Origin of the sequence: Flavobacterium sp., assembly GCF_044339515.1 — a bacterium.
Lineage (GTDB): Bacteria > Bacteroidota > Bacteroidia > Flavobacteriales > Flavobacteriaceae > Flavobacterium.
Map to the genome: position 1 here is coordinate 1 of NZ_JBIIVK010000026.1, position 11958 is coordinate 11958.

The 11958-nt window shown below is 32.6% G+C and carries 10 protein-coding genes; 4 read left to right on the plus strand and 6 right to left on the minus strand.

The window, feature by feature from the left end; translation table 11 throughout:
* Positions 1–125 precede the first annotated feature (125 nt).
* Together ACIQ0M_RS08675 and ACIQ0M_RS08680 are read left to right on the plus strand one after the other, a co-directional pair.
* Positions 126–794 (plus strand): hypothetical protein, encoded by a 669-nt coding sequence (locus ACIQ0M_RS08675; protein WP_396151456.1) that lies wholly within the window; start codon positions 126–128, stop codon positions 792–794.
* Between the two features lie 9 nt (positions 795–803).
* Positions 804–1679, plus strand: a complete 876-nt coding sequence (locus tag ACIQ0M_RS08680) for a type II CAAX prenyl endopeptidase Rce1 family protein (protein ID WP_396151457.1) — start codon at positions 804–806, stop codon at positions 1677–1679.
* A gap of 184 nt (positions 1680–1863) precedes the next feature.
* Here ACIQ0M_RS08680 and ACIQ0M_RS08685 read toward each other — a convergent pair whose 3' ends face one another.
* On the minus strand, positions 1864–2274 hold the full coding sequence (locus tag ACIQ0M_RS08685; protein ID WP_396151458.1) for a BrxA/BrxB family bacilliredoxin: 411 nt from the start codon (positions 2272–2274) through the stop codon (positions 1864–1866).
* A gap of 114 nt (positions 2275–2388) precedes the next feature.
* Positions 2389–4689 carry a TonB-dependent receptor domain-containing protein gene (locus ACIQ0M_RS08690; RefSeq protein WP_396151459.1) on the minus strand — a complete coding sequence of 767 codons (2301 nt, stop codon included), beginning with the start codon at positions 4687–4689 and terminating at the stop codon, positions 2389–2391.
* A gap of 85 nt (positions 4690–4774) precedes the next feature.
* Here ACIQ0M_RS08690 and ACIQ0M_RS08695 point away from each other — a divergent pair, with 85 nt between their 5' ends.
* Together ACIQ0M_RS08695 and ACIQ0M_RS08700 are read left to right on the plus strand one after the other, a co-directional pair.
* Positions 4775–5428, plus strand: a complete 654-nt coding sequence (locus ACIQ0M_RS08695) for a metal-dependent transcriptional regulator (protein WP_129463608.1) — start codon at positions 4775–4777, stop codon at positions 5426–5428.
* Position 5429: 1 nt separating this feature from the next.
* Positions 5430–6251, plus strand: a complete 822-nt coding sequence (locus tag ACIQ0M_RS08700; protein ID WP_396151460.1) for a ZIP family metal transporter — start codon at positions 5430–5432, stop codon at positions 6249–6251.
* 164 nt (positions 6252–6415) lie between these two features.
* On the opposite strand, the gene ACIQ0M_RS08705 is transcribed toward ACIQ0M_RS08700, so the two are convergent.
* From ACIQ0M_RS08705 to ACIQ0M_RS08720, 4 genes are all read right to left on the minus strand, one after another.
* On the minus strand, positions 6416–8647 hold the full coding sequence (locus tag ACIQ0M_RS08705) for a TonB-dependent receptor family protein (RefSeq protein ID WP_396151461.1): 2232 nt from the start codon (positions 8645–8647) through the stop codon (positions 6416–6418).
* 137 nt (positions 8648–8784) lie between these two features.
* Positions 8785–10890 (minus strand): ferrous iron transport protein B, encoded by a 2106-nt coding sequence (gene feoB, locus ACIQ0M_RS08710; protein WP_396151462.1) that lies wholly within the window; start codon positions 10888–10890, stop codon positions 8785–8787.
* A gap of 8 nt (positions 10891–10898) precedes the next feature.
* Positions 10899–11132 (minus strand): ferrous iron transport protein A, encoded by a 234-nt coding sequence (locus ACIQ0M_RS08715; protein WP_396151463.1) that lies wholly within the window; start codon positions 11130–11132, stop codon positions 10899–10901.
* Positions 11133–11208: 76 nt separating this feature from the next.
* On the minus strand, positions 11209–11880 hold the full coding sequence (locus tag ACIQ0M_RS08720; protein WP_396151464.1) for an SCO family protein: 672 nt from the start codon (positions 11878–11880) through the stop codon (positions 11209–11211).
* Positions 11881–11958 lie beyond the last annotated feature (78 nt).

Below are 11958 nucleotides of genomic sequence, written 5' to 3' on the forward strand. Positions count from 1 at the left end.
TCACTTTTTATTATATCTTTGTCAAGTACACTGTACATAAGGGTTGATTTTGAAATGATTATGTTTTGCAACACAAATTTCGTCAACCCTTTTATATTTACAAAATAAGTTTAAATCACTTCATTATGAAACTTAAATCTATCAAAACATTATCATTTTTTTCTATTTTTGCTTTAGTATTTACTCTAATCTATTCTTTATCTTCTTGTTCAGAAAATAATGAAGTTGAAAACGTTAATACTATTGATAAAACAAATTCTATGGAATATAAAAATTCATTGTTTTTTCCACAAAATGATGGCTCAATTTTGAAATATGAAAACAATAAACCTGTATATGGTGTTGCTATAAATACTGAAATTGGTGCAAGTTTAAATACGAATTCTAGAAACAATTCTGATTCATATAGAATTTCAAATCTTGAAACTGGAGAATATATTGATATCGTTGAGATTGTAGAGGAAAATGATTATTTCAAGTTCAATGCAATAACAAGTACTGGAGAGCAAATTAATGATGTAAAATATTACGGTGATGATTTTATAACAAGCCTAGAAAATTATACAAATGAAAACAATTCAAGAGGTGTTTATGAGAATGAAATTCAATATTGCGGTCCTTGTGTAGTAGTGGTTGTATCTGCTATCGTAGCAATTGTTGACTCTTTACAAGATTCTCCTTTAGAACAATGTAGAGGTGCTATGCAAGCTTTGAGTTGTCCAAGTGGTTCTCGACCTTATATGCAATTCAGCGAAGGATGGTTTTCTACAACTTGTAATGTAGGGTGTAGATAATTATAAATTATGTTAGAAAAATTTAAAAAATACAATTCAAACTATTTAATATTAAGTGGTGCAGTGATTTTTTGCTGCACCATGCTATTATATACATTTGTTTCAATCTATTTTGAAAAAGAATTAGGTAGTTTATCTCGTTTTGATTCTTTTAATAATTATTTTGTTTTTGTTTTTAGTGCATTAATTATTGCACCGATTTTTGAAGAATTTTCTTTTAGAGGTTATTTTGCTAACAATTTACTTTTTAGAACAGTATCAGTTATAGGTATGATAATCTATATATATTCTACCGATAACTTATACCTTTATATTTTATTAATAATCTTGTTTGGGCTAAATTTTGTAAAAAATGTGGATAATAAGTTTTCTTTTATTATTAGTTCAATTATTTTTTCACTTGTTCACTACAAAACACAAGACTTTTCTTCAATTATAACTATTATACCAATGTTTTTTCAATTAAGTTTAGGATTAATTCTAATTTGGGTAGTTTTAAACTTTAATTTATTTAAATCAATTATTATACACTTCTTATTTAATATTTTTTTTATAATATTGTTTACAATACCATTACAATTTCCAAAAGGCGAGAATAAAAAAGTTTCTTATTTGGGTTATACTATTGAATGGAGTAAAACCCCAATATTTAGCTATAAAAACACTTTGATTTCAAGACCAAGCGAATATGAGGTAATAGCTGAAAACGTAGACATAGAGAAGTTTTATAATGCTTTTGATTCTAATAGTATTACAATTAATAATGATAACAAGTTTTTTAAATTTAAAATCAAAATTAACAGAGTTGATTCGACGGCTAATAAGTTAGATTCAAAAACCCTAAAAAAACTATTAGAAAAAGCAAATTTAACTGAAAACAAATAAATACTCTATTTTCTTCATTTTGCGTGAAAAGTGTCTGTTTATTTATGGTGTTAAAATTTTTTACTAATATTTTTTCTAAATTTTAAGTATATTATTTCATTCCATTATTAAATGATAAAAGTTTTTTAAAACAAAATCCTTACAGATGTAAATTTGAAAGGATTTAATTTTTATTAAACAGAGCTTAACAAAACTCGTTATAAGCATCTTTTAAATTCTCTGCAATCATTTCTGCTGGACGTCCTTCAATGTGGTGACGTTCTAACATGTGAACCAATTCGCCATCTTTAAACAACGCCATACTTGGCGACGATGGTGGAAAAGGAAACATGTGTTGTCTCGCTGCATCAACGGCATCTTTGTCAACACCGGCAAAAACGGTTACTAATTGAGTTGGTTTTTTTGCTCCGTCTAAGCTCATTTTGGCTCCCGGTCTTGCATTTCGGGCGGCACAACCACAAACCGAATTCACCACCACTAAAGTTGTTCCGGATTGTTTGATTGCATTTTCAACCGCTTCTGCACTATATAATTCTTGAAAACCTACTTCCGATAATTCGGCTCTCATGGGTTTTACCATTTCTTCTGGATACATAATTATTTAAGATTTATGATTGTTGATATTTGATTTTCTGAATGCAAAGTTAGTAAGAAATCATTTTGATTGGATGATTTGAATCATAAAGATTTGTTATGGTTTAATAAGTCCTCATAACAAATCAGATCCTATTTTTAAACCAATAAAAATGGTTCTGGGTCGTGAAGGACCGTAAATATAATTCGCATCACGATTCACACCCAAGTCAAAATCATTTTGGTATTGATTAAAAAGATTCTGAATACCGCCACTCAATTGAAGATGTAATTTTTCTTTTACCACAAATGTGTAGGAAGATTTTAAGTTTATTTCATAAAACTCATTTGTAGTCACCAAACGGTCTTCTGCAATAAACCCAGCGAAATGTTGTGCATACATTCTTCCGGTATATACCAAAGAAAGATTGTTCTGAAAAGCTTTTTTGGGCGAAAATGTTGCCATTAAATTTCCATAAACATTCGGAGAACGAAAGAAATTTCGATTGGTATTCGTCACGTTTTCACTCCATTGAACCGCTTCGTCATACAAAGCTTTTTGAATGGTTGCTCCTGCTTGAAATTGCCATTTTTGTCCCGGAGCATATTTTGCCTCCAAATTCACACCATACACATCAGCTCCTTTTCCGTTACGTTTTTCCCAGATGGTTTCTGAAAGTTGTTCTAACACAAAAGGGTCGTTTAATCTAGTGTAAAAAGCTTCAAATGTCAATCCGGCTTCTGAGTTTGGTGAAACTTTACTCCAATCTAACGAAGTTAAAAAGGAATGGGATGTTTCCGATTGCAACCCATCCGCTAATTCAACCAAAGCGACTTCTCCGGCTGCAATTCGAGCGTGAATGTCTTCCGAAAAAACTTGTGGAGCTCTAAAACCTTTAGCATAGCTATTTCGCCACTGCAAATTTTCTTTAAAATTATAAAGTATGTTTAATCTCGGATTAAAAATCACGGCCTCATCAGCAGCATTGTGAAAATCGGCTCGCAAACCGCCTAAAACTTTTAGTTTTTCATTTACTTTCCATTCTTGTTGAGCATAAATTCCCAAAATATCTAATGTTTGATTTACAAATGCATTATAACCTGGTTTTTCATCAACCATCATTTCTTTTTTGTATTCGGCTCCGGTTGTTAAGGTTGCCGATCCACCTAAAAATGATTCTTGTTTTCGGTTGTATTGAGCTCCACCAATCCATGTGATGACTTCGGTATTTCCATAACCGCGAATGCTTTCTGCATAATCAATATTACCCAATTCATCATCGGCTCTACCACCATAAAAGTTGTCATTTTTAGATTGTTGGGTGTTGAAATAAACAGCATATTTATTTTTTTCATCCTCTGAATAATTTTCGAATGTGAGTCCGCCACCAACCATTTTGGAATTAATTTGTTCTGTCGTAAGAGCTTCAAAAGGTTGCAAATCAAAACGATTTTCGCCACCTCTTCTAAATTCATTTACCGTATGAAATTCTGCTGTAATTTTACTTCGTTCAAACGGACGATAAAACGATTTGAATCCGAATGTTCGATTTTGCATCGTCGTAATTTCCGTAAAATTATCATCATTGGCATCAAAAGGTTCACGGTCACGAAGCATCGCAAAAATTTGAAGACCTAAATTTAAATCTTCTGATAAAACTGTTCCGTTTAATGTTAATGCTTTGTCGGGCACATTTCCTTCAATTATACCTAAATGCGAATTAATTTCAAACGAATTTTCTATCGGATCTTTGGTAATGATATTGATTGTGCCCGCAATCGCATTCGACCCATATAAAGACGAACCACCACCACGAACAACTTCAATTCTTTCTATCATATTGGTCGGAATTTGATCTAAACCATACACACCATTTAAAGCAGAAAAAATCGGTCGGCTATCCATTAAAATTTGGGAATAAGCTCCATCCAAACCATTCATCCGAACTTGAGAAAATCCACAGTTCTGACAATTCGTTTCCATCCGTAATCCGGGTTGAAAACTTAATCCTTCGGATAAACTAATGGCTTGGGCTTTTTGTAAAACTTCTGAATTGGTTACGGTGACAATGACTGGAGCTTCTGTTCTTTTTTGCAATCCTCGTGTGGCAGAAACCACCACTTGATTCAGCCCGAAAACACTTTCTTCCAAATTAAAATTCAAATGAATTTTTCCGCCGGATGGTACATTAATGTTTTTTTCCTGATTTTTAAATCCAATGGCTTGCACAATAATGGCTTGTTTTCCCGACGGAACTTCAATTGAAAAATTTCCGTTTTCATCAGAAGAAGTTCCTGTGGTTGCATTTTTTAAAAGAATGCTTGCAAATGGAACTGCTTGACCTTCAGATAAAACATGACCAACAACCGTTCCTTTTTCCTGAGCTTGTGTAAAAAATGTAAATAAGAATGATACTAAGAGGAAAATTTTTTTCATACAAAAAATAAATTTAGACAAAACTAAAAATTATTTTACTCATATCAAATTATCTTAGTATATTTGTTTCAAATTAATTGAATTCATGACCTATTCGGAAGAAAATTATATCAAGGTAATTTACCATTTATCGTTGGTTTCACCTAAAGGAATCAATACGAATGCAATTGCCGGAATGATAGAAAGCAAAGCGTCTTCTGTTACGGATATGGTTAAGAAATTAGCCGAAAAAGAATTGGTTGATTACCAAAAATACCAAGGCGTGACGCTCACTCAAAAAGGATTGCACGCCGCCAAAATGATTGTAAGAAAACATCGGTTATGGGAAGTTTTTTTGGTAGAAAAACTAGATTTCACTTGGGATGAGGTACACGATTTAGCAGAAGAATTGGAGCACATTAAATCCGAGAAATTGATCAATCGTTTGGATGAATTTTTAGGCTTCCCTAAAGAAGATCCGCACGGTGATCCGATTCCTGATCGATATGGACAGATGATAAAAGTGGAAAAACAATTACTTTCTGAAGTAGGTTTGAACAAAAAAGTGATGTGTTTGGGTGTTAAAGATAGTTCGCCGAGTTTTTTGCAGTATTTAGATAAACATCAAATTTCGTTAGGTTCTGAAATTGAAATTATCAATAAAGAAGCCTTTGATATGTCGTTGACTATTTTGATGAATGGAAAAGAGATTTTAATTTCGAATAAAATTGCAGGTAATTTATTTGTAAAAGTGATGTAATATGTTTGATCGCATTGTTGATTATTTATCGAGTATTGACCCTATTTTAGCTGCGTTATATGCCACGTTATTCACTTGGTTTTTAACAGCGTTAGGAGCTTCTGTGGTTTTCTTTTTTAAAACAATGAACCGGGCCGCTTTAGACGGAATGCTTGGTTTTACAGGCGGAGTTATGGTTGCTGCCAGTTATTGGAGTTTGCTTGCACCTGCTATTGAAATGTCAGAAGGAGAAGGTTTTGTAAAAGTAATACCGGCAGCGGTTGGTTTTCTTTTAGGAGCTTTTTTCTTATTTGGTTTGGATAAAGTTTTACCGCATTTACATATCAATTTCAAAGAAACTGAAGGTGTAAAATCACCTTGGCAAAAAACAACACTTTTGGTTTTAGCCATCACGTTACACAATATTCCGGAAGGATTGGCTGTGGGTGTTTTGTTTGGTGGTGTAGCTGCCGGAATTCCGGAAGCATCGATTGCTGGAGCAACAATTCTAGCGATTGGAATCGGAATTCAAAATTTTCCGGAAGGAATTGCGGTTTCTATGCCGTTACGACGAATGGGAATGAGCAGAAAAAAGAGTTTTTTATACGGTCAATCCTCCGCTTTAGTAGAACCTATTGCCGGTGTTTTGGGAGCAGTAGCGGTTACGTTTTTCACTCCAATTTTACCTTATGCTTTGGCATTTGCTGCCGGAGCAATGATTTTTGTGGTGGTGGAAGAAGTAATTCCGGAAACGCAACAAGATAAACATACCGATATTTCAACCCTCGGATTTATTGGTGGATTTGTGGTCATGATGAGTTTGGATGTGGCGTTGGGAAGTTAATGACAACCACAATCATTTCCATCGCAATTCTTCTTCGATTTTTTCTTTGTGAATAAAGGTTTAAAAAGAATAATTACGGCTACTACCACTAAAATATAAACAATACTATTTTGTATCATAATGTAAAAATAAATGGTTTTCAATTACTTGAAAACCATTTATTGTTAAAGTTTTGCTCCTACAGAAATATAAAATGTTCTGCCCTCTCCTGGAAGAATACCGGGACCGGGATAACCTCCTGCTCTTCGAGTGGTAAATTCTTCATTAAGTAAATTATTAATACCTGCTCGGATATTATAATTTTTCAAAAATCTATATTCGGTTGATAAATCAAATACGCGATAATCGTCCAAAAGGCCGGTAACACCATTAGCTGATGGAGCTATTGTGTTATTAGCATCCGTAAATATTTTACCGGACATTCTGTATTGTAAAGTAGAAGAGAAATTATCATTACTCCAAGAAAGCCCAAAATTATGAATATAGCGTGGAGCATTTTCAACTCTATTGCCTTCTAAATTAGTTTCTGTAATCGTAACATTTGGTGCCGTTCCGGATGTGTTAAAAATTCTAAAATCGTTATAACGACTATCAATAAAACTTACAGACGCAAATAAATCTAAGTTTCCATAGGGTTTATCAATATTAAATAACTTGGTAAAGTTCAGATTAAAAAAACCTTCGATTCCTTTGTTTACTGTTTCACCCAAGTTGGTTCTGTAAATAAAAGTTCCTTGTGTGGGGTCGTTATTCACAAATTGTCTAATCCCACCAATTCGGTTATTATAACTCAAATAAAACAAACTAAAATCAAAGTTTAAATAGTTTTTAAATGTTCCTCTAAATCCTAAATCAGCATTAAAACCACTAGCGTCTTTTAAATTTGGGTCAATAACATCGGTTACCGCTGGAGGAGTATAATCTGAAAACAATACAGGTCTGTAAGCTTGAGTTATATTAGCATAAATATTTGTGGTTGTAAATTTGTACTCTAAACCCAGTCCAAATAAAGGTTGACTTCTTGAAATCGTTTTATCAGGAAAAGCAACATCATTATTATTACTGATTCCAAATCTTCCTTCGCCTGTGTTTTTGATGTATTCATATCGAACTCCAGGTGTAACGCTAAATTTTTCAGAAACTTTAAACTGATTTTCTGCAAATACCGCTACGTTTTCTGTCGTAAAATTTAAATCACGGGCAAACCTCCCATCTATAGACAAATCAAAATCAAAACCTGTTGTTCCTCTTCCGTCTTGAACCCGTTGTGTATTAGCTTTGTACAAACGCACACCAAAGGCGAGATTATTGTTTACTTTCCCAAGCTTGTATTTATAAATGTTTCTGTTCTCCAAGCCGAAATTTTCGTAAAAATCGCGATCTACTCTTCGGTTGGCATACTCATTAGTAGCAGGATTGATAACATCTTCAACATTTGGAGTTGCAGTGAATCCAACACTGTTTCTTTCGCCAACAAGCCCAAAAAGTTTTGTGTTTGAGGTAAAATTATCATTTATCTTAGTATCAAAATTTAGGGAAAACACATTCCAAGGCGTGCCAAACCAATTTCTTTCTCGCAACGATTGTCTCGGGTCATCTTTAAATTGTTCGTCAGTTAAACCCCCAGCTTGTTGCATTTGGTAATCCATATTAGTATATTCTGCAGACAATTTGGTGTTTTCTGTAAAACGATATTCCACAAAAGCGTGTGTGTTTCGAACCGTATATTCACTATTCTCTCTCCATCCGTCAGCACTTCGGGAATGGTTGTAAACATAATAAGAAAACTTTTTAAAATTTCCGCCAATAGCGTTGTAGCTACTCATCATACCATAACTTCCCACAGTGTTTTGTGTTTCAAAAGAAAATTTCTTTTTTGTTTCTCTTTTTAAAACATAGTTCAGCATTCCGCCAAACTGTGGACCAAATTGCAAAGATGAACCACCGCGAACTAATTCTATGGTTTCAACCGCTTCCAAAGGTGGATTATAATAAGCTTCCGGATAACCAAATACATCAGACGAAATATCATACCCGTTTTGACGTGTATTTAATTCCCAACTTCTATTTGGACTTAAACCGCGAACTCCAACATTAACTTGGATTCCTGAGCCTTCGTTCTCCCAAATGGTGACACCAGGAATTCTGGAAAAAATTTCTCTACTATTGTTGGTCGTAAAATTTCCGTTAATATTAGATAATTTTAAAACTTCATTTTTTTTACCTGAAAACAATACATTTTGTTTTATTTCAGGTAATCTTTCTGGGCTGTTCTTTTTGGGCTCAAGAGTAACTTCTTGTAATCGTATAGTGTCTTGTTGTTGTTTTTGATTGTTCGTTTGAGCGTTTACTACTATGAAACTAGATGTTAAAAACAGCGTAAAATATTTTTTCATTTTTATTTAGATTGATTCTACATTGCAAATGTAAAACCTATTTTTTATTTAGACAAAATATAAATAAGAAAAAAATAAAGAATTTTATAAGTGTTTGAAAATTAAACTGTTTTAAATTTTAATGCTTGAAAGTTATTTTATTTGAGTGTTTGAAAAGCCAGAAGAGCGACTAAATAAGCAAATCCGCTCATAACAAATAGCTGTATTATCGGCCATTTCCAAGAATTAGTTTCTTTTTTAACAATGGCTAACGTACTCATACATTGCATTGCAAAAGCATAAAAAAGCAAGAGTGAAATTCCGGAAGCAAAAGTATATATTGGTTTTCCTGTAATGGAATTTACCTCATTTTTCATTTTTTCTTTGATGGTATTTTCTTCTTCACCATGACTACCTACACTGTAAATAGTAGCCATTGTACCTACAAAAACTTCTCTTGCCGCAAAAGAAGCAACAATTCCAATACCTATTTTCCAATCATATCCAAGAGGTAGAATAACAGGTTCAATTGATTTTCCGATGATTCCGATATAAGAGTTTTCAAGTTTAAAAGAAGCGATTTTATCTTGTATTTCATCTTCAGATAACGATTGATTTTGAGATTCAGAGCTAATGATTTCTTCTGCATTTGCAAAATTATCAGTCGGCCCATAGGATGCCATAAACCATAAAATGATAGACAAAGAAACAATGATTTTACCGGCTCCAAACACAAATGCTTTTGTTTTTTCAAGCACATTTAATCCCACATTTTTATAGTATGGAATTTTGTAATTTGGCATTTCAATCACAAAAAAACTTTTTGATTTGAGTTGGAGCATTTTGTTTAAAATGGTTGCCGAAATAATTGCCATCAAAAAACCAAGCGTGTATAAAATCATCAACGTAAGCCCTTGTAAATTCAGAAATCCAAAAATTCGTTTGTCTGGTATGATTAAGGCAATTAAAATAGCATAAACGGGAATTCTAGCTGCACAAGTTGTAAATGGCGTAACTAAAATGGTAATTAATCGCTCTTTCCAATTTTCTATATTTCGAGTTGCCATAATGGCTGGAATAGCACAAGCGGTTCCAGAAATTAATGGCACAACACTTTTTCCGCTAAGGCCAAATCGTCTCATCGTCTTGTCCATCAAAAAAACGACTCTACTCATATATCCGCTTTCTTCCAATAAGGATATGAACAAAAACAAAAAGGCTATCTGAGGAATAAAAATCACTACACCACCGATACCGGGAATAATTCCTTGTGAAATCAAATCGTTTAATTTTCCGGATGATAAATGTTCGTTAACCCAAGTACTAAGTGTAGCAAACGATTCGTCAATAAATTCCATAGGAATGCTGGACCATTCAAAAACAGATTGAAAAATCAGAAATAAAATGGTAAAGAATATAATATAACCACCAATTTTATGGGTAAGAATGCTGTCTAGTTTGCTTCGTAAATCTTTTGCTTTTGAAGGATCAATTGATTTACCAATTTTGAGTAAATCATTGATAAATTGATACCTTTTTATGGTTTCTTTATGTTGTAATCTTTTTAATTCATCATCTGATTTTGAGAACGAATTATTTTGGATTACCTTTTTTGAAAGCTCACCAAAATTTACATCTTGTGAAATAACCAACCAAAGTTTATACAATTGTTGATTGGGATATATTCTTCGTAAATTATTGAAATAGTCAGAATCAATTTCAGAAGCATTCAAACAGGGTTCGGTTGAAAGCAATTCATAATTAACAATCAATTCTTTCAATTCCTCGATTCCGGTTGCTTTTCTGGAGCTAATGAGTGCAATTTTGGTTTTTAAAGCTTCTTCTAGTTTAGGAATATCCAATGAAATTCCTTTTAACGCCATTTGATCGGCCATGTTGACGACCAAGATAGTTGGAATTTCTAAATCTTTTATTTGTGTAAAAAGGAGTAAATTTCGTTTTAGATTTTCTACCTCAGAGACTACAACTGCAACATCGGGATAATCTTTATCATTCTTATTTAAAAGTAATTCTATTACCAGATTTTCGTCTAATGAATTAGCATTTAAACTATACGTTCCCGGTAAATCAAGAATAGTAGCTTTTTTATTTTGAGGTAAACTACAGGTGCCAACTTTACGCTCTACTGTCACTCCCGGATAATTTCCAACTTGTTGATTGAGTCCTGTTAATTGATTAAATAAGGAAGTTTTTCCGGTATTTGGATTTCCAATGAGTGCAACTTTTAGGGATGTGTTTTTCATTCAGCAATTTAGTTTTGAATGATTTCTACAATAATCTCCTTTGCCATTTCTTTTCGAATAGCCAAATGAGTTCCATTCATATCAAGATACAAAGGATCTCCAAAAGGAGCTGTTTGCACTAATTCAACCAAATGACCTTCCATGCAACCCATTTCAATTAATTTCAAGGGAATGGTTTCCAAATTAAAAGCTGTAATTATAGCTTTTTCGCCTTTTTTCAGTTGGTCAATTGTTGTTTGCAAAGTTTATTTAGAATAAATATAAATACAAAAATAACTTATTTTCATCAATATTAATTGATAAAAGTCTGTTAAGAATTTAATTTTTTTCGTCTATTAAAAAACGTATGTCTTCTATTAATCGTTTTATTTCCTCCTTTTTAGTACCATCATAAAAACCACGAACTCTTCTTTTTTTATCCACTAAAATAAAATTTTCAGTATGAACCATATCATATAATTCTCCTTCGGTTTCGGTTTTTACGGCTAGATAAGATTTTCTGGCAATGTAAAAGATATCTTTTTTATCTCCCGTTACTAAATTCCATTTGGAATCAATCACTCCTTTTTCTAACGCATATTTTTTTAGAACAGGAACACTATCAATATGAGGCATGACTGTATGAGATAAAAGCATCACACCTGAAACATCTTTAAAAGCATTTTGAATTTCCACCATATTGTCTTGCATAATCGGACAAATTGTAGGACAAGTAGTAAAGAAAAAATCAGCGACATAAATTTTTCCTTCATAATTTTTTTGAGAAATGATTTCTCCGTTTTGATTGGTAAAAGAAAAATCAGCAATGGTATGGTATTTACTAACATGTTGAACCGTGCTGTCAACTAATTCAGGATTAACGTCGGATGGATTGAAAATGGGGAGTTTTTTCTTTGGCGTTAATAAATAAAAAGAAATGGATAGGAAAGCAATAGAAAAAATCAGGAATCCTAACAATTGAAATTTGTAGCGTTTAATAAAGGAATGCATAACAATTATTTTTACAAAGGTAGAAAAGTTATCCTCAAAACTTCTGCTTATACAACTGTTAATTAATAGTTATCAATT

What these genes read in the sequence shown, in the direction of transcription:
- ACIQ0M_RS08675 (WP_396151456.1), top strand. Translation starts at nt 126, where the DNA reads ATGAAACTTAAATCTATCAAAACATTATCATTTTTTTCTATTTTTGCT.
- ACIQ0M_RS08680 (WP_396151457.1), top strand. Translation starts at nt 804, where the DNA reads ATGTTAGAAAAATTTAAAAAATACAATTCAAACTATTTAATATTAAGT.
- ACIQ0M_RS08685 (WP_396151458.1), bottom strand. Translation starts at nt 2,274, where the DNA reads ATGTATCCAGAAGAAATGGTAAAACCCATGAGAGCCGAATTATCGGAA.
- ACIQ0M_RS08690 (WP_396151459.1), bottom strand. Translation starts at nt 4,689, where the DNA reads ATGAAAAAAATTTTCCTCTTAGTATCATTCTTATTTACATTTTTTACA.
- ACIQ0M_RS08695 (WP_129463608.1), top strand. Translation starts at nt 4,775, where the DNA reads ATGACCTATTCGGAAGAAAATTATATCAAGGTAATTTACCATTTATCG.
- ACIQ0M_RS08700 (WP_396151460.1), top strand. Translation starts at nt 5,430, where the DNA reads ATGTTTGATCGCATTGTTGATTATTTATCGAGTATTGACCCTATTTTA.
- ACIQ0M_RS08705 (WP_396151461.1), bottom strand. Translation starts at nt 8,647, where the DNA reads ATGAAAAAATATTTTACGCTGTTTTTAACATCTAGTTTCATAGTAGTA.
- feoB (WP_396151462.1), bottom strand. Translation starts at nt 10,890, where the DNA reads ATGAAAAACACATCCCTAAAAGTTGCACTCATTGGAAATCCAAATACC.
- ACIQ0M_RS08720 (WP_396151464.1), bottom strand. Translation starts at nt 11,880, where the DNA reads ATGCATTCCTTTATTAAACGCTACAAATTTCAATTGTTAGGATTCCTG.